20 protein-coding genes and 2 pseudogenes are annotated in these 24,821 nt (G+C 52.8%); 16 read left to right on the forward strand and 6 right to left on the reverse strand.

Going from position 1 to position 24,821, the window contains the following annotated elements; translation table 11 throughout:
* Positions 1 to 225 precede the first annotated feature (225 nt).
* Positions 226 to 1,830 carry an EAL domain-containing protein gene (locus tag ABLU80_RS22810; protein ID WP_042894962.1) on the forward strand — a complete coding sequence of 535 codons (1,605 nt, stop codon included), beginning with the start codon at positions 226 to 228 and terminating at the stop codon, positions 1,828 to 1,830.
* Here the strand turns inward: ABLU80_RS22810 and soxS are convergent.
* Positions 1,815 to 2,144 (reverse strand): superoxide response transcriptional regulator SoxS, encoded by a 330-nt coding sequence (gene soxS, locus ABLU80_RS22815; RefSeq protein ID WP_015368734.1) that lies wholly within the window; start codon positions 2,142 to 2,144, stop codon positions 1,815 to 1,817. The genes ABLU80_RS22810 and soxS overlap by 16 nt on opposite strands.
* Positions 2,145 to 2,229: 85 nt before the next feature.
* Between soxS and soxR the strand changes: the two genes are divergently transcribed.
* The 4 genes from soxR (at position 2,230) to ABLU80_RS22835 (ending at position 7,272) form a co-directional block, all read left to right on the forward strand.
* The gene (soxR, locus tag ABLU80_RS22820; RefSeq protein WP_015368733.1) at positions 2,230 to 2,688 is read left to right on the forward strand and encodes a redox-sensitive transcriptional activator SoxR; all 459 of its coding nucleotides are present in this window, start codon (positions 2,230 to 2,232) and stop codon (positions 2,686 to 2,688) included.
* Between the two features lie 274 nt (positions 2,689 to 2,962).
* Positions 2,963 to 3,631, forward strand: a complete 669-nt coding sequence (locus tag ABLU80_RS22825) for a glutathione S-transferase (RefSeq protein WP_045367765.1) — start codon at positions 2,963 to 2,965, stop codon at positions 3,629 to 3,631.
* Positions 3,632 to 4,003: 372 nt separating this feature from the next.
* Positions 4,004 to 5,353: an NCS2 family permease gene (locus ABLU80_RS22830; protein WP_015368730.1), complete on the forward strand. Its 1,350-nt coding sequence runs from the start codon at positions 4,004 to 4,006 to the stop codon at positions 5,351 to 5,353.
* Between the two features lie 272 nt (positions 5,354 to 5,625).
* Complete coding sequence (locus ABLU80_RS22835) at positions 5,626 to 7,272, forward strand: Na+/H+ antiporter (protein WP_015368729.1); 1,647 nt, start codon at positions 5,626 to 5,628, stop codon at positions 7,270 to 7,272.
* A 330-nt stretch (positions 7,273 to 7,602) separates the two neighbouring features.
* Here the strand turns inward: ABLU80_RS22835 and ABLU80_RS22840 are convergent, their stop codons facing one another.
* Positions 7,603 to 8,484, reverse strand: coding sequence for a LysR family transcriptional regulator (locus ABLU80_RS22840; protein WP_015368728.1), 882 nt, complete (start codon positions 8,482 to 8,484; stop codon positions 7,603 to 7,605).
* A 103-nt stretch (positions 8,485 to 8,587) separates the two neighbouring features.
* Between ABLU80_RS22840 and ABLU80_RS22845 the strand changes: the two genes are divergently transcribed.
* The 10 genes and pseudogenes from ABLU80_RS22845 to ABLU80_RS22890 all read left to right on the forward strand — a co-directional run bounded on the left by ABLU80_RS22845 (position 8,588) and on the right by ABLU80_RS22890 (position 18,060).
* The gene (locus tag ABLU80_RS22845) at positions 8,588 to 8,998 is read left to right on the forward strand and encodes a CidA/LrgA family protein (protein ID WP_015368727.1); all 411 of its coding nucleotides are present in this window, start codon (positions 8,588 to 8,590) and stop codon (positions 8,996 to 8,998) included.
* Positions 8,991 to 9,680, forward strand: a pseudogene (locus ABLU80_RS22850) (LrgB family protein). The gene ABLU80_RS22845 and the pseudogene ABLU80_RS22850 overlap by 8 nt, the downstream one beginning before the upstream one ends.
* Before the next feature lie 450 nt (positions 9,681 to 10,130).
* A complete protein-coding gene (locus ABLU80_RS22855; RefSeq protein ID WP_162750243.1) occupies positions 10,131 to 10,691 on the forward strand; it encodes a fimbrial protein in 561 nt (186 codons plus the stop codon).
* A 53-nt stretch (positions 10,692 to 10,744) separates the two neighbouring features.
* Positions 10,745 to 11,431 carry a fimbrial assembly chaperone gene (locus ABLU80_RS22860; RefSeq protein WP_213796582.1) on the forward strand — a complete coding sequence of 229 codons (687 nt, stop codon included), beginning with the start codon at positions 10,745 to 10,747 and terminating at the stop codon, positions 11,429 to 11,431.
* Positions 11,385 to 13,958 (forward strand): fimbria/pilus outer membrane usher protein, encoded by a 2,574-nt coding sequence (locus ABLU80_RS22865; RefSeq protein WP_348850489.1) that lies wholly within the window; start codon positions 11,385 to 11,387, stop codon positions 13,956 to 13,958. Before ABLU80_RS22860 ends, ABLU80_RS22865 begins: the two co-directional genes overlap by 47 nt.
* Before the next feature lie 22 nt (positions 13,959 to 13,980).
* Positions 13,981 to 14,544, forward strand: coding sequence for a fimbrial protein (locus tag ABLU80_RS22870; protein WP_074167334.1), 564 nt, complete (start codon positions 13,981 to 13,983; stop codon positions 14,542 to 14,544).
* Between the two features lie 17 nt (positions 14,545 to 14,561).
* Positions 14,562 to 15,656, forward strand: a complete 1,095-nt coding sequence (locus ABLU80_RS22875; protein WP_260842184.1) for a type 1 fimbrial protein — start codon at positions 14,562 to 14,564, stop codon at positions 15,654 to 15,656.
* A 96-nt stretch (positions 15,657 to 15,752) separates the two neighbouring features.
* On the forward strand, positions 15,753 to 16,703 hold the full coding sequence (locus tag ABLU80_RS22880; RefSeq protein ID WP_348850490.1) for a hypothetical protein: 951 nt from the start codon (positions 15,753 to 15,755) through the stop codon (positions 16,701 to 16,703).
* 91 nt (positions 16,704 to 16,794) lie between these two features.
* Positions 16,795 to 17,016, forward strand: a pseudogene (locus tag ABLU80_RS22885) (fimbrial protein SthE); the annotation flags it as partial.
* Between the two features lie 96 nt (positions 17,017 to 17,112).
* On the forward strand, positions 17,113 to 18,060 hold the full coding sequence (locus ABLU80_RS22890; RefSeq protein WP_221695493.1) for a hypothetical protein: 948 nt from the start codon (positions 17,113 to 17,115) through the stop codon (positions 18,058 to 18,060).
* A 46-nt stretch (positions 18,061 to 18,106) separates the two neighbouring features.
* On the opposite strand, the gene actP is transcribed toward ABLU80_RS22890, so the two are convergent.
* From actP to acs, 3 genes are all read right to left on the reverse strand, one after another.
* Positions 18,107 to 19,756, reverse strand: coding sequence for a cation/acetate symporter ActP (gene actP / locus ABLU80_RS22895; RefSeq protein WP_032709620.1), 1,650 nt, complete (start codon positions 19,754 to 19,756; stop codon positions 18,107 to 18,109).
* Positions 19,753 to 20,067: a DUF485 domain-containing protein gene (locus tag ABLU80_RS22900; RefSeq protein WP_015704068.1), complete on the reverse strand. Its 315-nt coding sequence runs from the start codon at positions 20,065 to 20,067 to the stop codon at positions 19,753 to 19,755. Before ABLU80_RS22900 ends, actP begins: the two co-directional genes overlap by 4 nt.
* Before the next feature lie 188 nt (positions 20,068 to 20,255).
* Complete coding sequence (acs, locus tag ABLU80_RS22905) at positions 20,256 to 22,214, reverse strand: acetate--CoA ligase (protein WP_348850491.1); 1,959 nt, start codon at positions 22,212 to 22,214, stop codon at positions 20,256 to 20,258.
* A 414-nt stretch (positions 22,215 to 22,628) separates the two neighbouring features.
* Here acs and gltP point away from each other — a divergent pair, with 414 nt between their 5' ends.
* Positions 22,629 to 23,939, forward strand: coding sequence for a glutamate/aspartate:proton symporter GltP (gltP, locus tag ABLU80_RS22910; protein ID WP_015368716.1), 1,311 nt, complete (start codon positions 22,629 to 22,631; stop codon positions 23,937 to 23,939).
* A gap of 35 nt (positions 23,940 to 23,974) precedes the next feature.
* On the opposite strand, the gene ABLU80_RS22915 is transcribed toward gltP, so the two are convergent.
* On the reverse strand, positions 23,975 to 24,658 hold the full coding sequence (locus ABLU80_RS22915; protein WP_348850492.1) for a tetratricopeptide repeat protein: 684 nt from the start codon (positions 24,656 to 24,658) through the stop codon (positions 23,975 to 23,977).
* Positions 24,659 to 24,821: the final 163 nt, after the last annotated feature.

Raw genomic sequence — 24,821 nt, forward strand, 5'->3', positions numbered from 1 at the left:
AGTAATTGTACGGAGAAACCGAATTAGTAAGTGGCTAGTGTCTTAATTATTACGAGAATGTTTCTCGATCCATCTATAAGTAAGTATGATTCATCATTATTAGGTGTGAGGTTTTTACATAAACGTGTTCGTTGCTGAAATTCGCTGTTTTTTATAACAGTCGGTAATGCCTGGTTTTTGCCCTTATACCGTGATTGAGGCGTATCGCATGGATAAAAAGCGGAAATGAGTCGTAGCGCGCCGCATAAGGCGTTCAAAATATTCTTCACCATACTGGTGGTTGTGCTGCCGGTGGTGTTGGCGTTGTGGTTCGCGCAAATTAGAGCCCGGGAAGAAATCTCAGATAGATTGCAGTCGTTTTCGCAGCTAGCGTTGCAAAAAACGGAAATGGTCATTCATGAATCCGAGCAGGCGCGCGAAAAAGCCATGCAATTTGAAGGGGTATTATGTTCCCCGCAGCATCAGCATTACATGTTGAATATTGTCCGTGGGTTGCTGTATGTCGATGACTTGATTTACGCGAACGGTAACAAATTCATCTGTTCTACTGCAGTTCATCCTGAAGAGGGGTGGAGAATAGCCGCGGCGAATTACACCCGCCAACCCGACGTCTCTATTTACTACTACCGCGATACGCCGTTTTATCCGGGCTATGACATGAATTATATGCAGCGCGGCCATTATGCCGTGGTGGTTAATCCTCTCTCTTATAGCTCGGTCATTTCCAGTGATAGAGACTTAGCCTACGGCGTCTTCGATACCAAAACGAACATGTTTTTCTCGGTGAGTAAAAACGTTGATGCCAGGGAACTACACCGCCTTATCCGCCACGAAGACGCTTTTTTTAATCAGGATGGCCGGGTTTATACCGTCGCTCATTCCTCGATTCGGCCGATTGCGGTCATCATGTCCACCTCGCGCGCCAGCTATTATGCCAGCCTGTACGATCAGGTCACCTTGACCCTGCCGTTAGGGATCATCTGCAGCATATTGATTCTGATGGTATGGTCGCGCAGCCGTCAGCAGTATCATTCACCGCGTAATAAGCTCTTGCGGGCGTTAAGCCACCGCCAGCTATGTCTGCATTATCAACCCATTATCGACATTAAGAATAATCGCTGCGTCGGCGCCGAGGCGCTGCTACGCTGGCCGGGATTTGATGGTCCGGTTATGAGTCCGGCGGAGTTTATTCCATTGGCGGAAAACTCAGGCATGATTGCTCAGGTCACAGATTACGTAGTTGACGAGTTGTTCAACGATCTTGGCGAATATTTGTCCCGACACCCGCAGCTCTATATCGCGATTAATCTTTCGGCCTCGGATTTCCACTCCGCGAGGTTGATTGCGCAGATCACTGAGAAAGCGCGCAGCTATGCAGTTTGCGTGAAGCAAATCAAAATTGAAGTCACCGAAAGGGGGTTTATCGATGTGCCGAAAACCACGCCGGTGATCCAGGCTTTCCGCGAAGCGGGTTATGAGATAGCTATTGATGATTTCGGTACCGGTTATTCCAACCTGCACAATCTCTATTCGCTCAACGTCGATATTCTGAAGATTGATAAATCTTTTATCGATACGCTGACGACTAATAGCACCAGCCACCTGATTGCCGAGCATATCATCGACATGGCGCGTAGCCTGCGTTTAAAAACCATCGCTGAAGGGGTAGAAACGCTGGATCAGGTGGATTGGTTGCTTAAGCGCGGCGTGCAGTTTTGTCAGGGTTGGCATTTTGCCAGGGCAATGCCGCCACAGGAGTTTATCCAGTGGCTGGCGAAATCCCCGATCTTACTGCGTCCGCCGCACGACGGTCGTCAGGCGGAAATCTGATGACGGTAGTCGCTGGGAGTGCGATCGAACTCCCGGCGGAACACCCGTGAGAACGTCTGTTGCGAGACGTATCCCAAATCCATCGCAATATCAAAAATAGGGCGTTGCGTGGTCCTTAGCGCCTCAGCGGCGAGCAGTAGCCGGCGCTGGCGAATGTAATCACCCAGCGTTTGGTGGGTGACGGTACGGAACATCCGCTGCAGATACCATTTCGAGTATCCCGATTTTTTAGCGACTACATCAATGTTAAGTGGTTGATCGATATGTTCATCAATCCATTCAATAAGCGTTTGGATAATATCCTGATGGGACATAAAGCGGCCTCTCTCAATTCTCGATTCGTCGTTTTGTCTGCTGGCGAGTATAATTCCTCAAGTTAACTTGAGGTAAAGCGCTTTTATGGAAAAGAAACCAACCCGTATCAAAATGCTGCTCTCCCCTGGGGAAGTGGCGAAACGAACCGGCGTCGCCGTCTCGGCGCTGCACTTTTATGAAAGCAAAGGGCTTATCCGCAGCCAGCGCAACGCGGGCAATCAGCGGCGATATCGCCGCGATGTGCTGCGTGCGGTCGCTATCATCAAGATTGCGCAACGTATTGGTATTCCGCTGGCGACCATCGGCGAGGCATTCGGCGTCCTGCCGGAAGGGCATAATCTGAGCGCCAAAGAGTGGAAACAGCTGTCGTCGCAATGGCGGGAGGAGCTGGACCGGCGTATTCACACTCTGACCGCGTTGCGCGACCAGCTCGACGGCTGCATCGGTTGCGGCTGTTTATCGCGCCGCGATTGTCCGTTACGCAACCCTGGAGATAAGTTGGGTGAAGAGGGGACCGGCGCACGCCTGCTGGAAGAGGATTAATGGTGATGCCTGCAAAAAACTAAAGCGCCACAACAGGGCGCTTTAGTTGTTTTCCGGTCTTTGTCTTTCGCATTATCCCGCTGGCTCACGGGAGGGTTTCCCCCGACGTCGACTCCCCTCAGGTATTGCGCAATGTGTTGAAGGAGGTTCCGGATTGCGTCGACAATGTAATTGTGGCACAGCCTGCTGATTTTGCCTGTCGACGTTGCCGAAATTTTTCCGTCATTGGCCGCCTGTTTCTATAGTTAATTTGAACGAACAACAGGAGAGCGCCATGTTGACGGTCCATCACCTCAACCAATCCCGCTCGCAGCGCGTGCTGTGGGCGTTGGAAGAACTGCAATTGTCCTATCAGGTAGTCTGCTACCAGCGTGAAAAAAACATGCAGGCGCCAGCGGAACTGAAAAAAATTCACCCGTTGGGTAAATCGCCGGTGCTTGAGGATCAAGGCGTGGTGCTGGCGGAGTCCGGCGCGATTCTGGAATATCTGCAGGAGACCTACGATAGCGCCCAGCAGCTCAGACCGCTGGGGCGGGAAGAGAAACTGCAATATCGTTTCTGGCTCCATTATGCCGAGGGATCGTTAATGCCTTTGTTGTTGATGAAGCTTATCTTCGCCAGCCTCGGCAAGCCGCCGGTGCCGCTTGGCATGCGCACGCTGGGCGGGGCGTTGGGCAAAGGGGTGCAAAAAGCGTGGCTGGACAGACAGCTGGCGACCCACGCGGCGTATATAGAACAGCATCTGGCCCGTCAGCCGTGGTTTGCCGGCAGTGCGTTGAGTATGGCGGATATCCAGATGAGCTTCCCGGTGATGGCGTTACTGGCGCGCGGCGGTGTTGGAGACTTGCCGCATACACGGCGCTGGCAGCAGCAGGTTGAGTCACGTCCGGCATGGATTAGCGCTATTGAGCGCGGCGGGCCGTTTACCCTACCTGGCGGTTAATGCGCCTGAAAGCGGATTAAAACATATAAAAATGTTAATGCTTTGCGCATTGACGATAACGTTTGCGCATCGTTTGTCTATTTCCTGAGCTTTGGCGGCGAAATTTGGCAAAATACGACAAACTTCAGTTGAAAAGGGCCGTCTAAAGACAGGATAATCGTTTGCCTTTTTACTTTGCTCGTTTTTTCCCCTGCCTACAGGGGGAGCAAAGACATTCCATATACCGCATTGTATGCGCGGAGTTAAACGTTTGCTTTTTCTCAGCCTCCCTCCTGGCGCCGGGAAACAGCACAAGGAGATGGCGTTTAACTGGCAGTGGACGGTCCATCACGCATACACGCGAACGATCAAAATTTTCAGGGGAAGTTTTCTATGTCTACGCCTTCAGCGCGTACCGGCGGTTCTTTAGACGCCTGGTTTAAAATTTCAGCTCGCGGCAGTTCCGTACGTCAGGAAATCGTTGCCGGGTTAACGACCTTCCTGGCGATGGTGTACTCGGTCATTGTGGTGCCGGGAATGCTGGGGAAAGCGGGTTTTCCGCCGGCAGCGGTGTTCGTGTCGACCTGCCTGGTGGCGGGCGTCGGTTCATTAGTCATGGGCCTGTGGGCCAACCTGCCGCTGGCTATCGGGTGCGCGATTTCGCTGACCGCATTTACCGCTTTTAGCCTGGTGCTGGGGCAGCACATCAGCATTCCAGTAGCATTAGGCGCCGTTTTCCTGATGGGGGTGTTGTTCACCATTATCTCCGCTACCGGTATTCGTAGCTGGATCCTGCGCAACCTGCCGCAGGGTGTGGCGCACGGCACCGGCATCGGTATCGGCCTGTTCCTGCTTCTGATTGCCGCCAACGGCGTCGGCCTTGTGATTAAAAACCCGCTGGACGGCCTGCCGGTTGCGCTGGGCAACTTCGACAGTTTCCCGGTGATGATGTCGCTGATTGGCCTGGCGGTCATTATCGGGCTGGAAAAACTGAAAGTGCCGGGCGGCATTCTGCTGACCATCATCGGGGTATCAATTATCGGGCTGATTTTCGATCCGAACGTCCACTTCTCCGGGATTTTCGCCATGCCGTCGCTGAGCGATGACAAAGGCAATTCGCTGATTGGCAGCCTTGATATCATCGGCGCGCTGAATCCGGTGGTGCTGCCAAGCGTGCTGGCGCTGGTCATGACCGCGGTATTCGATGCTACCGGTACCATTCGCGCGGTGGCCGGCCAGGCTAACCTGCTGGATAAAGACGGGCAGATCATCAACGGCGGCAAAGCGCTGACTACCGACTCCCTGAGCAGCGTGTTCTCCGGCGTGGTGGGCGCGGCTCCTGCGGCGGTGTATATCGAATCGGCGGCCGGTACGGCGGCGGGCGGTAAAACCGGCCTGACGGCCGTCACCGTTGGCGTGCTGTTCCTGCTGATCCTGTTCCTTTCTCCGCTCTCCTATCTGGTGCCGGCCTACGCGACCGCGCCAGCGCTGATGTACGTTGGCCTGCTGATGCTGAGCAACGTGGCGAAAATCGACTTCAATGACTTCGTTGATGCGATGGCGGGGCTGATTACCGCGGTGTTCATCGTGCTGACCTGCAACATCGTGACCGGTATTATGATCGGTTTCGCATCGTTGGTGATTGGCCGCGTGGTATCCGGCGAGTGGCGTAAGCTCAATGCGGGCACCGTGATCATCGCGGCGGCGCTGGTTATCTTCTATGCCGGCGGCTGGGCGATTTAACTTTTCCTGCTAACGACGGGCGGCTTTGGCCGCCCGTTTAATTTTTAAGCCACATCCTGTTTCCTTTTGCGTTAATCTGAGTAGCGTATCATTTCGAGACATGACGCCTCAGATGTATACCCGTCATACTTCAAGTTACATGTGCGTTGGCTTTCCTCGTTCACCCCAGTCACTTACTAGAGTAAGCTCCTGGGGATTCCCTGCGTCGCCGCCTTCCTGTAACTCGAATTATTTAGGGTATAAAAAAAGAAAACGCAGCAAACAGGGAACACATGGAAATATTCTTCACCATACTCATCATGACCCTTGTGGTCTCACTCTCCGGGGTGGTTACACGCGTACTGCCCTTTCAGGTTCCACTACCGTTAATGCAAATCGCCATCGGCGCGCTGTTAGCCTGGCCGACCTTTGGTTTGCACGTCGAGTTCGACCCTGAACTCTTCCTCGTTCTGTTTATTCCGCCGCTGCTATTTGCCGATGGCTGGAAAACGCCGACCCGCGAATTTATCGAGCACGGGCGGGAAATCTTTGGCCTGGCGCTGGCGCTGGTGGTGGTTACCGTGGTTGGTATCGGCTTCCTGATTTACTGGATTGTGCCGGGGATCCCGCTGGTTCCGGCGTTCGCCCTGGCGGCGGTGCTGTCGCCGACCGATGCCGTGGCGCTGTCCGGTATTGTTGGCGAAGGGCGGATACCGAAGAAAATCATGGGCATCCTGCAGGGCGAAGCGCTGATGAACGACGCCTCTGGCCTGGTGTCGTTAAAATTTGCCGTTGCCGTGGCGATGGGGACGATGGTGTTCACCATTGGCGGCGCAACCGTTGAGTTCCTGAAGGTGGCGATTGGCGGCATCCTGGCCGGTTTTGTGGTCAGCTGGTTGTATGGCCGCTCAATGCGTTTCCTCAGCCGCTGGGGCGGCGATGAACCGGCAACGCAAATTGTGCTGCTGTTCCTGCTGCCGTTCGCTTCCTACCTGATTGCCGAACATATCGGTTTCTCGGGGATCCTGGCGGCGGTGGCCGCGGGTATGACCATCACCCGTTCCGGGGTGATGCGTACCGCGCCGCTGGCTATGCGCCTACGCGCCAACAGTACCTGGGCCATGCTGGAGTTTGTGTTTAACGGCATGGTGTTCCTGCTGTTGGGCCTGCAGCTGCCGGATATCCTGTCGAGCTCGCTGGTGGCGGCGGAAGCCGATCCGAACGTTGAAACCTGGATGCTGTTCACCGATATCGTGCTGATTTACGCCGCGCTGATGCTGGTGCGTTTCGGCTGGCTGTGGACGATGCGTAAGCTTAGCCAGCGCTTCCTGAAGAAGAAACCGATGGAGTTTGGCTCCTGGACCACTCGCGAGCTGCTGATCTCCTCCGTCGCCGGGGTGCGCGGGGCGATTACCCTCGCCGGTGTGCTATCGATTCCGCTACTGCTGCCGGACGGCAACGTCTTCCCGGCGCGTTACGAGCTTATTTTCCTTGCCGCCGGGGTGATTCTTTTCTCCCTGTTCGTCGGGGTGATCGCGTTGCCGATTCTGTTGCGGCGTATTGAGTCCACCGACCACGTACAGCAGCGCAAAGAAGAGCGTCTGGCGCGCGCCGCGACGGCGGATGTGGCGATTGTCGCGATTCAGAAAATGGAAGAACGCCTGGCGGCGGATACCAAAGAGAATATCGACAACCAGCTGCTGACCGAGGTGAGTTCGCGTGTCATCGGTAATTTGCGTCGCCGCGTAGATGGGCGTAACGATGTCGAAACCTCGATGCTGGAAGAGAGCCTTGAGCGCCGTTTCCGTCTGGCGGCGCTGCGTTCGGAACGCGGCGAGCTGTACCACCTGCGCGCGACGCGGCAAATCAGCAACGAGACGTTGCAGAAACTGCTGCACGATCTCGACCTGTTAGAAGCGCTGTTAATCGAAGATCAGTAACCTTCGCCCCGGTAAGCGCGACGCTTATCGGGACTACTCGCGGTGCCGTTTTTTGTCGGGTAGCGGCTAACGCCTTACCCGACCTTCGGTCCTACGGTCCGTGCGGCCTGCCTTTAATTTATTCACTATGCTGGCTGAAACTGCCGGTACCAATGGCCTCAAAATCCCCCGGTGGCGCTGCCGCTTACCGGGGCTACAGCGCTGTGCGATTTGGTAGCCCGGAGAAGGCGCAATGCGCCGCGTCCGGGAAAAATCCTTAAAAAGTTGCCAACCGATAACAGTATCGACAGTCTATATGTAGCCCCGGTGAGCGTTAGCGCGACCGGGGAGTTACTCCAGCCAAAACGACTTACTGCACTCCAGCCACGCCTGGGCGCTGCGCGACATATACACTCCTTCCCGCCAGATCATCCCTAATTCCCAACGTAATTCGCTCTCCAGCGGGATCCAGTAAAAATCCTCGGCATCCAGCCGCTGGCAAATCGGCTCCGGCAAAATCGCTACGCCAATGCCCGCCTGCACCATCGCCGCCAGAAAATCCCACTGGCCGCTGCGCACGGCGATACGCGGCTTCACGTCATGCTCGGCAAACAGGCGCATCAGTTGCTGGCTGAGGGCGAAATCTTCGTTGTAGATAACCAACGGATGCTGCGCCAGCTTTTGCGGCGAGATCGAGGTGATACCCTGCCACTGCGCCGTCTTCGGTACGAGGACGCAGAGCGGATGGCTGAAGAGCGACAGCGTGGTCAGAGCGCTGGCCTCATCGACCGGTAGCGCGGTCATCGCCAGATCGAGTTCGCCGTTGCTAACCGCCTGCTGCACCGTCAACCCGCCGAACTCGGAGATTTTCAGCTCCACGCCGGGATAACGCAGGCGAAAGCGGCTGATGGGCTCGGCCATCAACATGCCGACCATCGGCGGGATCCCCAGGCGCAGCACGCCTTTATTTAGATGGTTGATGTCGCTGAGCTCGGCTTTTAACTGGCTGAATTCGCCGAGTATCGCCTGCCCGCGTTCGAACACTACCCGGCCGGTATCGGTTAACAACAGCTTACGGCCATCACGGATAAGCAGGGTGCAATTGAGCTCATCTTCCAGATTTTTGAGCATCTTGCTGATGGTGGGCTGCGTGACGAAGAGCTTCTCCGCCGCGCGGGTAAAGCTTTGCTGGCGGACGACTTCGACAAAATACCGCAACGTACGTATATCCATGATTATTCCCTGAGACTATACCTGTGATGATTTTAATTCATTTCTGTCCGCAAGGGCGGCTCTCTATACTGCACCCCTGACTTATTTTTAGGGACTTCCGCTCATGGCCTTCGCGCCAGCACGTGTTGCGCCTTTCGTGATGCAACGTCTTCAGGTACCGGTTCAGGTACTGCTCTATGCCGGGTTGTTTGTCTGCGCTGAATATCTGGTTAATTGGCTACATCTCCCGCTTCCTGCCAATCTTGTCGGCATGTTGATGCTGCTGATGCTTATCGTCTGCCGGGTGATACCGCTAAACTGGGTGCGTGCAGGTGCGCGCTGGCTACTGGCGGAGATGCTGCTGTTTTTCGTCCCGGCGGTGGTTGCCGTCGTTAACTATGCGCAGCTGCTGATGATAGACGGCTGGCGCATCTTCCTCGTCATCGGGCTAAGCACCACCATGGTACTGGGCGCCACGGCCTGGGTAGTGGATAAGGTCTATCGCTACGAAGTGAGCAGGTTAAAAGATGAGTGATTTTACCCTGAGCGTGTTGTGCCTGGCGGTCACCCTCGGGCTCTATTTCGCCAATAAACGCCTCTATCGCCGCTTCCACAAACTGCCGTTGATGCCGCTGGTGCTCACACCGGTACTGTTGGTGCTGATCCTCGTCTTTGGTCATATTTCCTACCAGAGCTATATGGGCGAGTCGCACTGGCTATTGTGGTTATTGGGGCCGGCCACCATCGCCTTCGCCGTACCGGTTTATGACAACATGGCGATTATTAAGCGTCACTGAATGTCATTGACCGCCGGTGTCGTGACGGCTTCGGTGGTGGCGGTGACCACTTCCGTCTGGCTGGCGCGTCTATTTACTCTTTCTGATGAGATCCAGCGAAGCCTGGCGGTACGCTCGGTGACCACACCATTTGCGCTGGCGGCAGCGAAACCGCTCGGCGGCCAACCGGATCTGGTGGCATTATTTGTGGTGGTTACCGGAGTCTTCGGCATGGCGATTGGCGACGTGCTGTTCTTACGCCTGTCGATCAGCGCCGGAATGGCGAAAGGGGCTGGGTTCGGCGCGGCGTCGCACGGCGCCGGGACTGCCCGCTCCTACGAACTCGGCCAGCAGGAGGGCGTGGTCGCCAGCCTGGTGATGATGCTCTCTGGCGTAGTGATGGTACTGGCGGCGCCTTTGGTGCGCTGGGCGTTATTCTGATATTTAGCAGTCTTACCCCGAAGTACAGCGAGTAAGACTGCCGATATTAAAATTAATTAAGAAACTACGTATAGATAAGATGTTTGACTTAATTCATATTTAAAGTGTTTAGGCTTTATTCTGAATCCATCAGAATACATTAATTTGATTTATCGTTTTATGACTATCTAATTTGTTGATGTTTATCGATTTATAGTTTGTGATGGCAAATGATAAATCTGTGCTAACGAGTGATGTTAGCCCTTCTTATTGAAAAATATTCCCTGCGCGATATTCTTTTTACGTGGACTATTATTATTGAATGGATTCAATGAGTGACCACGTGGTGAAGTATGACGGGTATAAATTGATCTTATCATTATTTGCATGACGCATTTGTAATGCGAATATTGAATTCCATTCTCTAAAATATCTGCATGAAGCAATTGACGGATTGATTGTCATTTTACAATGGATATGGGAATTCATATGAAAATCAGTAAAAAATATTTGTTCAGCGCGCTGGCGATTTCCGCCTCCTGTATGTTGTCTACTATTACGCAAGCTGCGCCGAATACCATTACCTTCACCGGTACCGTTTCTGATACAACCTGCACCGCAACAATTGACGGCGGTGTGACTGCGATTGCCATGGGAACAGCGTCGGTTGCAGATTTAAAAGCCTATACCTACGGTGCGGCGAAAAACTTTTCCTTTAAACTGGCTGATTGTCCAACCACTGAAGAGGGGGGGAGCACTATCGCTCGCGTAACATTTGGTGGCGAAGCAGACAGCGCTAATAGCGATTATTTTAAAAACCAGGCGGGCTCGGAAGCGGCATCAGGCGTTGCCGTTGCTATCTTCGACAATGCGGGAAATTTACTCAAAAATAACGTTGAGGGCGCTGATGTTGATATCTCCTCTGGTGAGGCGACCATCCCTTTTACGGTGAAAATGGCTAAATCAGGAAGCGCTGACCCAACTAAAGGCGCAGTACAAACTACTGTGACTTATAACGTGACTTACTATTAATATTTTTCATGGAGCATGGGGAATCTATCGTGATTCCCCTGGAATAAAAGCAGATGAGATATTTTCTGTTATTTTTCGGTTTATTATTTATCACCAGCGCGCAAGCGAGCGTAGTGGTTGGCGCAACTCGCGTGATATTTGACGGTGCAAAAAATAATGCCGAAGTCGCTGTAGAGAATAAGGATAATAGCTCTGATATTGTTCAGTCGTGGGTCTCAGTGGTGGATGCCACATCTCCGGCGAAAGACGCATTTATCATCACCCCTCCGCTTTTTCGCTTAAAAGCGGGAGAAAAAGGTTTCGTGCGAATAGTGCGTTCCGGTAAGCCTCTGGCCGCCGATCGTGAATCTATGTTCTGGCTTAACGTGAAAGGAATCCCGGCAATGAATAATATGCCGGATACCAACATGGTTCAGTTCGCGATTAATTCAAAAATAAAACTGATCTATCGCCCTGCTGAACTTAAAAATAGTTCGCCTGAAATGTATGCCGAAAAATTACAATGGCAGCGCCATGGGGATATCATTAGTGTAACAAATAGCTCGCCACTTTATATGAATTTCTCGCAGATCGCTATTAATGGTAAGAACGTCTCAGGAGCATGGTTTGCCGCTCCGTTTACAACGTTAAAAATTCCAATGGAAGGTAATTTATCCTCGACAGGAAAAAAATCGATCACATGGAGCGTGATTAATGATTATGGTATGTCAGGAAAGAAATACACTGCAGTTGTACAATAGTAAGGGCTTAATCTACTTCCGTATTATTTTAATCCTGTCCGCCGCCGCGTTGAGCATTAGCGTACAGGCGAGTGAATATTTTAATCCCCATCTCCTTGAGGTTACGGAAAGCCAATCAACTGCTGTCGATTTATCCTATTTTTCTCAGGAAGCGGTGCCGCCGGGCCGCTATAGCCTGGATGTTTATATAAATGATAAATTCGTTTCTTCTGAATCTATTGATTTTAAAGAACATCCCGGCGATGCCGCGATGGCGGTTCAACCTTGCATTCGACTTGAGCATCTTAAAACGTGGTTAATTAATACAGAGAGTTACCCGCAGCTGGCTGCAGCGGGAACGGAATGCGCTCGCCTGTCTGCCATTCCGGGGCTTGAGTACACCGTCGAACTCGCCCAGCAGCGGATTAATTTTTCGATTCCACAGGCCGCGTTACTTAATCGGCCAAGAGACTATGTGCCGGAAAATCAGTGGCAGCAAGGCATCAATGCCGGTGTTCTCAATTACAACCTATCCGGCCAGCGTAGCATTCCGCGTCATGGCGGCGCCGCGACGGAGAGTCAGTTTGCCAGCCTGCAGCCAGGTATTAATTGGGGGGCGTGGCGTATACGCAACTACAGCACGTTTAACCATAGCGATGATGGCAGCCGGTGGGAATCGGTTTATAGCTATCTTGCGCGAGATATTCATCGGCTGAAAAGCCAATTGGTGATGGGCAATACCTATACCGCGTCGGATATTTACGACAGTTTGAACTTCACTGGTCTACAGCTAAGTTCGGACAAAGAAATGCTACCAGATAGCCTGCATGGTTTTGCTCCGACGATTAAGGGAATTGCGCGGACAACAGCCGAAGTTTCTGTTTACCAAAACGGCTATAGTATTTATAAAACGACGGTTGCCCCCGGCGCCTTTGAGATAAAAGATCTGTACTCCACCGGTAGCGCTGGCGATTTGTACGTCAATATTAAAGAATCAGATGGCAGTCAGCAAAGTTTCGTCGTTCCTTACGCATCATTGGCGATTTTGCAGCGCGAAGGGCAGTTGGATTACACGTTTAGCAGCGGTAAGACCCGCTCGGCCAATTCAGGCGGTGAAGAATATAATTTTGTCCAGTCAACTCTGGCTTACGGGCTTTCCAGCAACGCCACGCTCTATACCGGGTTTCAGCAAGCTGAAGATCGGTATACGAATATACTCGTAGGTACCGGATTCAATCTCGGTGTTGTTGGCGCTCTTTCGCTGGATGCTTCCGGCTCTTTGGCTGAGATGAGAAATAACGATAACTCGCTCTCCGCAACCAAAGAGAAAGGGCAATCCTATCGCCTGCGTTTTAATAAAAGTTTTATGCAATCGGGGACCAGTTTTTCCGTCGCGGGTTATCGCTATTCCACTTCCGGATATTATTCTTTTGCCGACTTTATCGATGAGACTACCGCTGATAATGACCGCAGTTCATTAACCGGTCGCAAAAAAGGTCGTTTTGATGCGTCAATTTCGCAAACGCTATCTGGATACGGCTCACTGTCGCTTTCCCTGGTCAATGAAACGTATTGGGATAACTCAAGAATGGCCTCTTTAGGCGTTGGTTATAGCGGTACCATCGGCAAAGTGTCTTACTTTGTTAATTACTCGTACAACCGTAATGTCCAAAGTACAGACGATAGCGTGGAGAGCAATCCAGACAGCGACACTATCGTGTCACTCACGCTGAGTGTGCCGCTCAGCGAAACGATGTCAGCCAATTACAGTATGAGCGCTGGCCGTAAAAGCGATACCACGCACAGTGTCGGTCTTAACGGGATGATGCTTGCCGATCGTTCGCTGAACTGGAACGTTCAGCAAGGCTATGACGCCACGGATAAAAGTATCTCCGGAAATATTGCTCTGGATTACCAGGGGGCAAAGGGGGAGGTGACTGGCGGCTATGGTTACGATCGCTATAGCCAGCACTATAACTATACGTTGCGCGGCGGCATGGTTGCTCATTCTGGGGGCGTTACGCTTTCTCGTTTTCTGGGCGAAAGTTCGGCGTTGATTGAAACACCTGGCGTCAGCGATGTGACGGTGCGCGGTCAAACGAACGTCAGCACCGATTCTGCGGGCTACGCTATTGTGCCTTATATCCGGCCTTATCATACCAACAGCTTGTCATTGGATGAGCAGCAGGTCACTGGCGCCGAAGTGGATAACGTGGTGAGAACCGTGGTGCCGACGCGCAACGCCATCGTAAAAATAAAATACGATACCTTTATCGGCAATAAAGCAATGATTACCTTGAAAACGAAATCTGGAATCGTTCCATTTGGCGCCATTGTGTCTCGGGATACAAACAATGCGCGAGCCAACGATATCCGCAGCAATATCGTTGGCGATGACGGTCAGGTATATGTAACGGGCCTCCAACAAAAAGGGATCTTGCTCGTCAAATGGGGGAGCGGTCAGCATGAACAGTGTCAGGCTGAATACGATTTTAGCGGGCAACATACGGGTCGGGACATTATTTTCTATCAGGCCAATTGCCATTAATTGATCGTGCTAAGGCGAGGACATGGACAGTATAAAAAAAACAGGGTTGATATTAATCAGTCGTCTTAGCTATCTGACAGGCAGCTTTTTTATTGCTGCCTCGGTTCAGGCTTACACTGATTCCAGTACCATTAATGTTAGCGTCACGGGGAGTATAGAAGAACCTTCCTGCGAGGTGGCGATAAAGCCGGCAACGAACGTTGACTTAGGTACCGTGTCTTATCAAACCCTCACCGGTAAGGCTGGTTCCAGCGGCGCGGATACACCGGTTCAGTTAACGTTTTCCAACTGTGCAGCAGGGTTATCCGCAGTCACCTTGTCATTTAGCGGTTCGTATTTTGATGATGCTCATTCCACGATTTATAAAAACTATCAAACGGGCAGTAACGGCGCTACCGGTGTTGGCATGCAGTTATTAAGCCAAACTGACCAACAACCTCTAGGTCCTGGCGATAGTTATCTTTTTACTTTTGATAATACTGATACTCATACTTTTAATATGATCGCCAGAATGTACTCCCCCTACGGGAATATCCGAGCCGGGGTAGTGGGGTTTACGGCCACATTTGATGTGATCTATAAATAATATATACAGGGAAGGCTATGAAAAAATACATTGTACTGTTGCTGGTTATTGTCTTTCCTGTTTGTGGTTGGGCCTGTGATGGGATTAATTATGGCAGTGTCTCTATGACCAATTTACCGGAAAAAATTCTCGTCAATGCGGGGAGCTATTCGGCGGGGACCATTTTATATGACTCCGGCAAAATTACGCGCGCGCAGACAACATTATTAAATTGTGAAGGCGAAACCTATGCTATTTTTAAGTGGGCATCAAATAATGCGGGTACGCTAATTGGCGATAATATCTATACCACCTCGGTTGCAGGTGTCGGTATTCGTGTTAAAGTCTGGCTAAATATCACTGGTGAGTATGGCGGCGATACCAATGATTTTAACAGTGATTATCAAACGCATTATATTGGCGATACGAACTTTTATCTGGGCAAGCCTACGGGATTTGGTGATAGTTTTGCGACAACCAATTACTCGCCAGCCTACCAGCTACAGTTGGTCGCCACCGGTGGGCCGATTGCCAGCAATAGCACTTTAACGTTTGGCGATCCGATTTCCAGAGTATCGGTGCAGGATAATGTCAATACGACCAGTATTTCCCCATTACATATTAGCGGTACCACCACGATTCAACTGACCCCGATGGGCTGTGTGGCTAACAGTTCGGGACTCAACTTCGCAATGGGGTCGATCAGCGCTTCGGCGTTTAATTCAGCGACGAAAGTGGGCTCAGCTCGGCAGTCGGTTACGCTCTCCTGCGAACCGGGCACCAACGTATCGATGCGGGTGACGGCGGCACAAGCCAGCGGTGATAACCCTGATAACACGGTGATGGCGCTGACGACAGATAGCAATGTCGCCACCGGCGTTGGCGTCCAGCTCAATCTGAATGGCGAGGCGCTACCGCTGAATACGGATATCAGCTTGTATTCTTCAAGCCGCACCACGGTGACCAATAGCGGCGCGGATGCCGGCTATACTATTTTTACTAATCCTGATAGCCCCGGCGGCGCCTATGCTTTAGACACGTTGCTATTCTCAACCAATTATTACAAAACAGGGGCGACGGTGACGGCGGGCTCGGCAAATGCGGCAGGGGTAATCACTTTTACCTATAACTGAGGGCGATATTCTGATTCTCGCTGCCGCCGATATTTTCCTTTTCGACAATTCATTACACTTGGTGTGGTTTATTTCTTCAGTGTAAGGATGCCGGGAATGAAGTACTTAGGAATGTTGATTCTATTTTTTACGCAGTGTGTCTGGGCCTACTGCCCTGAGCCAGGTCTACAGGTAAGCCTGCAGGGGAGAATCGAGCTGCGGACGTATCCTGGCCCGCCAAATTGGGAAGATATCAAAAACGATGATGAGCCGCTGGACAGAGATGTTCTGGTGCTGGATAGCGCAATGATGTGCGATCTCGGGGAGATACAGAACGAAGTACCGGAGATAGAACTCATTTATCGCCAGGGGCTGAAGGGTTGCACGGCGGACACTCGCTGGTGCGGTAAAGCAGTGTTGGTGTCCGGGCTGACCAGAGAGTGGCAAAGCGCCAGGGACCACACGCTGGTGCAGCTTGTCGTTAGTGATATTAACGAGGTCAGCGAAGCGTTAACGGCGGAACAACAAAAGAGCATGCTGCGGCAGTTCCAACAATTTCAGCAGGCGCTGCGGGAAAAAAATGTGGCACGGCTTAAGACTTTTTTTGTTTTTCCTGTCGAGGGAATGGTTGCGGATTTCATAACTTTTGACGAGTGGAAGGAACAGTTTTCAGAAAGATTATCGGAACGTTTTTTTGAGCAATATAGAACGGCAATTATGGATAGCCTGCAGGATTTCGTGAAGCTAAGAATTGATCCCGTCACGCTGACCATAGGCGAACACAGAGATAATGCGTTATCTGTTGAGGAACAGAAACGTCGTTATTTTTCAACTGATGAAAAGGGGCTGTTTTATTATCTGGAAAATGGTGTGAAACATGAGGTTTATGGCGTCTGCGATCGTATCATTTACGGTACTTTTGAAGAGGGAGGCTTACGTATTTATCAAGGTACTCGTGCAAATCAGCAAATTCCAGGATTATCACAGGACTGTGATGGTGCCGTCTTTTATACTTTTAAGCTCATTGATGGTAGGTTAAGACTGATTAATAGTGTTTCGGTGGGCTAATAAAAAGTCACCCTCTCCGGTGGTTACCGCCGACGGCATCCGCCAGATGCACCGCCGCCATATTGACGCGACCGGTGATCCAGTAGTAACCATACCGCTGAATACGGATATCAGCTTGTATTCTTCAAGCCGCACCACGGTGACCAATAGCGGCGCGGATGCCGGCTATACTATTTTTACTAATCCTGATAGCCCCGGCGGCGCCTATGCTTTAGACACGTTGCTATTCTCAACCAATTATTACAAAACAGGAGCGACGGTGACGGCGGGCTCGGCAAATGCGGCAGGGGTAATCACTTTTACCTATAACTGAGGGCGATATTCTGATTCTCGCTGCCGCCGATATTTTCCTTTTCGACAATTCATTACACTTGGTGTGGTTTATTTCTTCAGTGTAAGGATGCCGGGAATGAAGTACTTAGGAATGTTGGTTCTATTTTTTACGCAGTGTGTCTGGGCCTACTGCCCTGAGCCAGGTCTACAGGTAAGCCTGCAGGGGAGAATCGAGCTGCGGACGTATCCTGGCCCGCCAAATTGGGAAGATATCAAAAACGGCGATGAGCCGCTGGACAGAGATGTTCTGGTGCTGGATAGCGCAATGATGTGCGATCTCGGGGAGATACAGAACGAAGTACCGGAGATAGAACTCATTTATCGCCAGGGGCTGAAGGGTTGCACGGCGGACACTCGCTGGTGCGGTAAAGCAGTGTTGGTGTCCGGGCTGACCAGAGAGTGGCAAAGCGCCAGGGACCACACGCTGGTGCAGCTTGTCGTTAGTGATATTAACGAGGTCAGCGAAGCGTTAACGGCGGAACAACAAAAGAGCATGCTGCGGCAGTTCCAACAATTTCAGCAGGCGCTGCGGGAAAAAAATGTGGCGCGGCTTAAGACTTTTTTTGTTTTCCCGTTGGAGGGACAGTTTTTCGATTTCACCCTTGAACCTGGCGATCTGACTAATGATGAAAGGTTCAGCAGCGATGATTTTGACCGCAATGCATTGAAAATCATTGCGGGTCTCCAGCCATTAACTCAACTTACCGTCGTTCCTGAAACCCTGACAATAAGCGAATACCGGGTGAATGCTTTATCAGCAGAAGAACAACAGCGTCAGTACGCACCTGCGGATGAGGAAGGCATGTTTTATTACGTAGAAAATGGCCAGCGACATGAAATCTTTGGCGCTTGCGATAACGTTATTCATGGTGATATTGATGCGAAAACATTAAACATTTATCAGGGAACAAGCGCCAATAAACAACTTCCCGGTATATCCGAGGCCTGTGACGGCGGGACATCCTATTTATTTAAACTGATTGACGGTAAATTGCGGCTGGTGAGGAGTTTTTCGGCGGGCTAATAAAAAGCTACCTTCTCCGGCGATTAGCCGGAGAAGGTCATTACGCTTAGTGCGCCTGTCCGCGTTCGATACCGATACCGGTTTGCGAACGGATGAACTGAGCGCGGAACTGCTCGCGCTCGCGCATCCCTTCGGCGGAGTTATCGGTAATCGAGAACAGCCAGATGCCGATGAACGCGATGGCGATGGAGAACAGCGCCGGGTATTCGTATGGGAAGATCGCTTTCTCGTGACCAAGGATCTGCACCCAAATGGTTGGGCCGAGGATCATTAAAATCACCGCAGTGAGCAGGCCGAGCCAGCCGCCGATCATCGCGCCGCGGGTGGTCAGCTTCGACCAGTACATCGACAGCAGGATAATCGGGAAGTTACAGCTGGCGGCGATAGAGAACGCCAGGCCGACCATAAAGGCGATATTTTGGTTTTCGAACAAAATCCCCAGCAGAATCGCCACCACGCCAAGGATCAGCACGGTAATTTTCGACACTTTCAGCTCTTCACGTTCGGTCGCCCCTTTCTTGAACACGTTGGCATACAGGTCATGAGAGACCGCCGATGCCCCCGCCAGCGTCAGCCCGGCGACCACCGCCAGGATCGTGGCAAAAGCCACCGCCGAGATAAAGCCGAGGAACAGGTTACCGCCGACGGCATCCGCCAGATGTACCGCCGCCATGTTATTGCCGCCGATAAGCTGACCGGCGGCATCTTTAAACGCCGGATTCGCTCCCACCAGCATGATGGCGCCGAAGCCGATGATAAAGGTCAGAATATAGAAGTAGCCCATAAAACCGGTCGCGTAGAACACGCTCTTACGCGCTTCTTTGGCGTCGCTCACGGTGAAGAAACGCATCAGGATGTGCGGCAGACCCGCGGTACCAAACATCAGGCCGAGACCGAGCGACAGCGCCGATATCGGGTCTTTCACCAGCCCGCCGGGGCTCATGATCGCTGCCCCTTTCGGATGCACCGCCATCGCTTCGGCGAACAGATTATTGAAGCTGAAGCCGACGTGCTTCATCACCATAAAGGCCATAAAGCTGGCGCCGAACAGCAGCAGGACCGCTTTGATAATCTGTACCCAGGTGGTGGCGAGCATGCCGCCGAACAGCACGTACAACACCATCAGCACGCCGACCAGCACCACCGCCACGTGATAGTTGAGGCCGAATAGCAACTGGATGAGCTTACCGGCGCCAACCATCTGCGCAATCAGATATAGCGCCACCACCACCAGCGAACCGCAGGCGGAGAGGGTGCGGATCGGCCCCTGCTTCAGGCGGTAAGACGCTACGTCGGCAAAGGTGTAACGGCCGAGGTTACGCAGGCGTTCGGCGATCAGAAACAGAATAATCGGCCAGCCGACAAGGAAGCCGAGCGAATAGATCAGTCCATCGTAGCCGGAGGTGTAGACCAGCGCCGAAATGCCGAGGAACGAGGCCGCGGACATAAAGTCGCCGGAAATCGCCAGCCCGTTCTGGAAGCCGGTAATATTGCCGCCAGCGGTGTAGTAATCGCTGCGCGAACGGACGCGTTTTGACGCCCAGTAAGTGATGTACAGCGTCAGGGCGACGAAAATCACGAACATGATAATCGCCTGCCAGTTGGTCGGCTGACGCTGCACCGCGCCGGTAATGGCATCGGCGGCGTTAGCGGCGAAAGGGAGCGTGGCGGCAAGCGCCGTCAGGACTTTTTTCATGATGCTTGCACCTCGCTGATCACGCTTTTGGTCAACTTGTCGTATTCGCCGTTTGCCCGCCAGACGTAAATCCCGGTCAGGACGAAGGACACAATAATGACGCCGATACCAATAGGGATGCCGCGGGTCACGCTGGTGCCTTCATGCAGCGGCGTCCCCAGCCAGCCGGGCGCGAAGGCGATAAGCAAAATAAAGCCTACGTAAATGACCAACATAATGACTGACAGAATGGCGGCAAACCGTTGCCGTGATGCAACTAACTCCCTGAAATGCGCACTATTTTCTATCCGCTGACAAATTTGTTCATTCATCTTCGCGTCTCCAGAGGTAACCCTTATGTCATCCATCGGCTATCCGTCGGCAACAGTGACCCGCCCGACGCTATTGCGTCGAGTCGTCGCTGATTTACCGCTTTCCTGCTGAATAGAATCCTTGGGGGGAGTTTATGTTTTTAACCTCTCCCTCCTAAGAGGGAGAGGGGGTAGGGAATAGGTTAAGGTTATGACGGCATCGCAATGGCCTGCTTCTCTTCGAGCAGTTTGTCCACTACGCCCGGATCGGCCAGCGTCGAGGTATCCCCGAGATTACTGGTATCACCAGCAGCAATCTTACGCAGAATACGGCGCATGATTTTGCCGGAGCGGGTTTTCGGCAACGAGTCGGTCCAGTGCAGTACATCCGGCGTCGCCAGCGGGCCAATCTCTTTGCGTACCCAGTTACGTACTTCGGCATACAGCTCCGGCGTCGGCTCTTCGCCGTGATTCAGCGTCACGTAGGCGTAGATGGCCTGGCCTTTGATGTTATGCGGAATACCGACCACCGCCGCTTCGGCGATTTTCGGATGCGAGACCAGCGCGGATTCAATTTCCGCGGTGCCCAGACGGTGGCCGGAGACGTTCAGTACGTCATCGACGCGACCGGTGATCCAGTAGTAACCATCTTCGTCGCGACGGGCGCCGTCGCCGCTAAAGTACATATTTTTAAAGGTTGAGAAGTAGGTCTGCTCGAAGCGTTCATGATCGCCAAACAGGGTACGCGCCTGGCCAGGCCAGGAGTCGGCGATCGCCAGGTTGCCCTCGGTCGCGCCTTCCAGCGGCGTCCCTTCGTTGTCCACCAGTACCGGCTGGACGCCGAAGAACGGACGCGTGGCGGAACCGGCCTTCAGTTCGGTGGCGCCCGGCAGCGGGGTGATCATGAAGCCGCCGGTTTCGGTCTGCCACCAGGTGTCCATCACCGGGCATTTTTCGCTGCCGATCTTCTTCCAGTACCACTCCCAGGCTTCCGGGTTAATCGGCTCGCCGACCGAGCCGAGGATGCGCAGTGAGGAACGATCGGTACCCTCGATAGCTTTGTCGCCCTCCGCCATCAGCGCGCGGATCGCCGTCGGCGCGGTGTACAGAATATTGACCTGATGTTTGTCCACTACCTGGCACATGCGCGCCGGGGTCGGCCAGTTTGGCACGCCTTCAAACATCAGCGTGGTGGCGCCGCAGGCCAGCGGGCCGTACAGCAGGTAGCTGTGACCGGTGACCCAGCCCACATCGGCGGTACACCAGTAGATATCGCCCGGATGATAATCAAAGACGTATTTGAAGGTAGTCGCCGCATACACCAGGTAGCCGCCGGTAGTGTGCAGCACGCCTTTAGGCTTGCCGGTCGAGCCGGAGGTATAGAGGATGAACAGCGGGTCTTCGGCGTTCATTTCCACCGCTTCATGTTGGTCATCCGCTTTTTCAATCAGATCGCTCCACCACAGGTCGCGACCTTCCTGCCAGTCGATTTTGCCGCCGGTGCGTTTGAGTACCACTACGTGCTCGATGCTGGTGACGTGCGGGTTTTTCAGCGCATCATCGACGTTTTTCTTCAACGGGATGGCGCGACCGGCGCGTAACCCCTCGTCAGAGGTGATCACCAGGCGAGCGCTGGAGTCGATAATGCGTCCGGCAACCGCTTCCGGCGAAAAGCCGCCGAAGATAACCGAATGGATAGCGCCGATGCGCGCGCAGGCCAGCATGGCGACGGCCGCTTCAGGCACCATCGGCATATAGATAGCAACGACATCGCCTTTTTTAATGCCCAGATCGAGCAATACGTTGGCAAAACGGCAAACATCGCGATGGAGTTGGCGATAAGTGATGTTTTTGCTCTGGCTGGCGTCGTCGCCTTCCCAGATGATCGCGGTCTGGTCGCCGCGTTCGTGCAGATGGCGGTCGAGACAGTTGGCCGCGAGGTTCAGGGTGCCATCTTCATACCATTTGATGGAGATGTTTCCCGGGGTGAAAGAGGTATTTTTTACCTGCGTATAGGGCTTAATCCAGTCGAGGATTTTGCCTTGCTCACCCCAGAAGGCATCTGGGTTGCTGATGGATTGTTGGTAGTTCACCTGGTACTGTTGCGGATTCATCAGGCAATGTTCCGCAATCTCTGCGGGAATAGGGTGTTTATGTATTTGGCTCATGGCTTTTTTTCTCCTTTAACTTGTTAAATATATGTCAAATAACCGTTAAGAATAGGGGCTTTATGAGCTTTGTTTACTATTTGGGGGGCAGATCACGCATTGATTAAACTGAATGAAATTCAATCAAATGAAACTTTGAAGTGAAATAATTTACAGCGTGGATTTATAGAAACTGAATGTGTTAAATATTTTTTATAACAAATACTTATGCAATGTAATGCGCTGAAATGGGCGGATTTATGCAGAAAACCAGAGGAAAGCCCTGTTCTTAAAGGCTTGCGCAGCATGCCGTGCAAATGATACTGATATTGCGCGTTAAATAACCCCATAAAGCAACGCAACACAATTCATACCCCTTTCAGTGGGTGCCATTACCTCCCGGAATGGTGCCTTTCATTGAGGAAGTCAGTAGTGATGAAAAAAACAAAAGTCAGCCTGGCCTGGCAGATTTTGCTAGCCCTGGTGCTTGGCATACTTCTGGGCAGCTACCTGCATTACCACGCCGAAAGCCGTGATTGGTTAATCTCAAACCTCCTGACCCCGGCGGGCGATATCTTTATCCACCTGATTAAAATGATTGTCGTCCCGATTGTCATCTCGACGCTGGTGGTGGGCATTGCGGGTGTAGGCGACGCCAAGCAACTGGGCCGCATCGGCGCCAAGACCATTATCTATTTTGAAGTGATCACCACGGTGGCGATTGTGCTGGGGATCACCCTGGCGAACGTCTTCCAACCGGGCAGCGGCATTGATATGTCGCAGCTGGCGGCGGTCGATATCTCGAAATATCAGAACACCACCGCAGAGGTGCAGAGCCACGCTCATGGCCTGATGGGGACTATCCTGTCGCTGGTGCCGACCAATATCGTCGCCTCGATGGCGAAAGGCGATATGCTGCCGATTATCTTCTTCTCGGTGCTGTTCGGTCTGGGCCTCTCTTCATTGCCGGCGACCCATCGCGAACCGCTGGTCACCGTTTTCCGTTCTATCTCTGAAACCATGTTTAAAGTGACGCACATGGTAATGCGCTATGCGCCGGTCGGGGTCTTTGCCCTGATCTCGGTGACCGTCGCCACCTTCGGCTTCGCTTCGCTGTGGCCGCTGGCTAAGTTGGTTATCCTGGTTTACTTCGCGATTCTGTTCTTCGCGCTGGTGGTGCTGGGTATCGTGGCGCGGGTATGTGGGCTGAGCATCTGGATCCTGATTCGTATCCTTAAAGATGAGCTGATTCTGGCTTATTCCACGGCGAGCTCCGAGAGCGTGCTGCCGCGTATCATTGAGAAAATGGAAGCCTACGGCGCGCCAGCCTCAATCACCAGCTTCGTGGTGCCGACCGGCTACTCCTTTAACCTCGATGGTTCGACGCTATATCAGAGCATCGCGGCGATCTTCATCGCCCAACTGTACGGTATCGACCTCTCCCTGTGGCAGGAAATCACTCTCGTGCTGACGCTGATGGTGACCTCGAAAGGCATCGCGGGTGTACCGGGCGTCTCCTTCGTGGTGCTGCTGGCGACCCTGGGTAGCGTGGGGATCCCGCTGGAAGGGCTGGCGTTTATTGCCGGCGTCGACCGTATCCTCGATATGGCGCGTACCGCGCTGAACGTGGTCGGCAACGCGCTGGCGGTGCTGGTTATCGCCAAGTGGGAACATAAGTTTGATCGCAAGAAAGCGCTGGCGTATGAACGCGAAGTGCTGGGCAAGTTTGATAAAACCGCCCAATAAGATGTCAGAGCCCGGCCATTCGCGCCGGGCTTTTTTTAGCCTTTGGTTATCCTGTCGAACTCTTCACATCCGGTATCAAACCCCTCCTGACAGCTGACGTTAAGCCAGTGCAGCGCTTTTTGCGGGTTTGGTTCGATAAAACCTTTCTCTCCCTGCTGGAACATCATCCCTGCCCAGTATTCGGCATAGCCGGTGCGTGAAAGCGCCGAGCTGCCTTTGAAGTATTGCGCGGCCTTGAGGTCATCTTCCGGCGGCAGCACGCCGCTGGCGTAGATAAGCCCCAGCAGCATCTGCGCATCGACGGCCGAGTCGCTCTCTTCATCTTTGGCCGCATCCTGCAGCAGCCTGATGGCGTGCGCATAATCGGTGGGGCCAGCCTGCTGATTTACCAGCACGCGGGCGAGGATAATCTCGCCGGCCTTGCTGCCGGCCTGCACGGATTTTTCCGCTAGCTGTCGGGCCTGTTGATAGTCGGCCTGCTGCGGATTACGGATTTTAAGCTGAGCCAGCAGCGCCATCGCGTCGCCATCGCCCTGCGCCGCCGCTTTCTGCGCCCAGTATTCGGCCTGTTGATAGTTGCCGGAGCTAATCCAGGTATCCGCCAGATAAAACTGCGCGCGCGGATCGCCAGCTTCGGCCTGCTGTTGGTATTGGCTGCCCGGATCCGCAGCGTCTGCGGCGAAGCTTGCCAGCGCCAGCAGTAAATAGAGGTATTTCATTTTTTTATTATCAGTAAGGGAGACCCCCGCAGTATAAAGGGCGGCGGAAAAGAAGAAAATGGCGGGAATTAGCGGGGTGAATACCCGGAGAAGGCGCATGGCGCCTTCTCCGGGCTACGGTTCGGTATTCGGTTGGTAGCCCCGGTAAGCGTAAGCGCCACCG

It is taken from the genome of Klebsiella sp. CN_Kp104 (assembly GCF_040064515.1).
GTDB classification, from domain to species: Bacteria; Pseudomonadota; Gammaproteobacteria; order Enterobacterales; family Enterobacteriaceae; genus Klebsiella; species Klebsiella aerogenes.

Coding starts and splice junctions, on each gene's coding strand:
- ABLU80_RS22835 (WP_015368729.1), top strand. CDS start 5,626: ATGGAAATATTCTTCACCATACTCATCATGACCCTTGTGGTCTCACTC.
- ABLU80_RS22840 (WP_015368728.1), bottom strand. CDS start 8,484: ATGGATATACGTACGTTGCGGTATTTTGTCGAAGTCGTCCGCCAGCAA.
- ABLU80_RS22860 (WP_213796582.1), top strand. CDS start 10,745: ATGAGATATTTTCTGTTATTTTTCGGTTTATTATTTATCACCAGCGCG.
- ABLU80_RS22845 (WP_015368727.1), top strand. CDS start 8,588: ATGGCCTTCGCGCCAGCACGTGTTGCGCCTTTCGTGATGCAACGTCTT.
- ABLU80_RS22900 (WP_015704068.1), bottom strand. CDS start 20,067: ATGAATGAACAAATTTGTCAGCGGATAGAAAATAGTGCGCATTTCAGG.
- ABLU80_RS22865 (WP_348850489.1), top strand. CDS start 11,385: ATGATTATGGTATGTCAGGAAAGAAATACACTGCAGTTGTACAATAGT.
- ABLU80_RS22870 (WP_074167334.1), top strand. CDS start 13,981: ATGGACAGTATAAAAAAAACAGGGTTGATATTAATCAGTCGTCTTAGC.
- soxS (WP_015368734.1), bottom strand. CDS start 2,144: ATGTCCCATCAGGATATTATCCAAACGCTTATTGAATGGATTGATGAA.
- soxR (WP_015368733.1), top strand. CDS start 2,230: ATGGAAAAGAAACCAACCCGTATCAAAATGCTGCTCTCCCCTGGGGAA.
- gltP (WP_015368716.1), top strand. CDS start 22,629: ATGAAAAAAACAAAAGTCAGCCTGGCCTGGCAGATTTTGCTAGCCCTG.
- ABLU80_RS22810 (WP_042894962.1), top strand. CDS start 226: ATGAGTCGTAGCGCGCCGCATAAGGCGTTCAAAATATTCTTCACCATA.
- ABLU80_RS22830 (WP_015368730.1), top strand. CDS start 4,004: ATGTCTACGCCTTCAGCGCGTACCGGCGGTTCTTTAGACGCCTGGTTT.
- ABLU80_RS22880 (WP_348850490.1), top strand. CDS start 15,753: ATGAAGTACTTAGGAATGTTGATTCTATTTTTTACGCAGTGTGTCTGG.
- ABLU80_RS22825 (WP_045367765.1), top strand. CDS start 2,963: ATGTTGACGGTCCATCACCTCAACCAATCCCGCTCGCAGCGCGTGCTG.
- ABLU80_RS22875 (WP_260842184.1), top strand. CDS start 14,562: ATGAAAAAATACATTGTACTGTTGCTGGTTATTGTCTTTCCTGTTTGT.
- actP (WP_032709620.1), bottom strand. CDS start 19,756: ATGAAAAAAGTCCTGACGGCGCTTGCCGCCACGCTCCCTTTCGCCGCT.
- ABLU80_RS22890 (WP_221695493.1), top strand. CDS start 17,113: ATGAAGTACTTAGGAATGTTGGTTCTATTTTTTACGCAGTGTGTCTGG.
- ABLU80_RS22855 (WP_162750243.1), top strand. CDS start 10,131: ATGGATATGGGAATTCATATGAAAATCAGTAAAAAATATTTGTTCAGC.
- ABLU80_RS22915 (WP_348850492.1), bottom strand. CDS start 24,658: ATGAAATACCTCTATTTACTGCTGGCGCTGGCAAGCTTCGCCGCAGAC.
- acs (WP_348850491.1), bottom strand. CDS start 22,214: ATGAGCCAAATACATAAACACCCTATTCCCGCAGAGATTGCGGAACAT.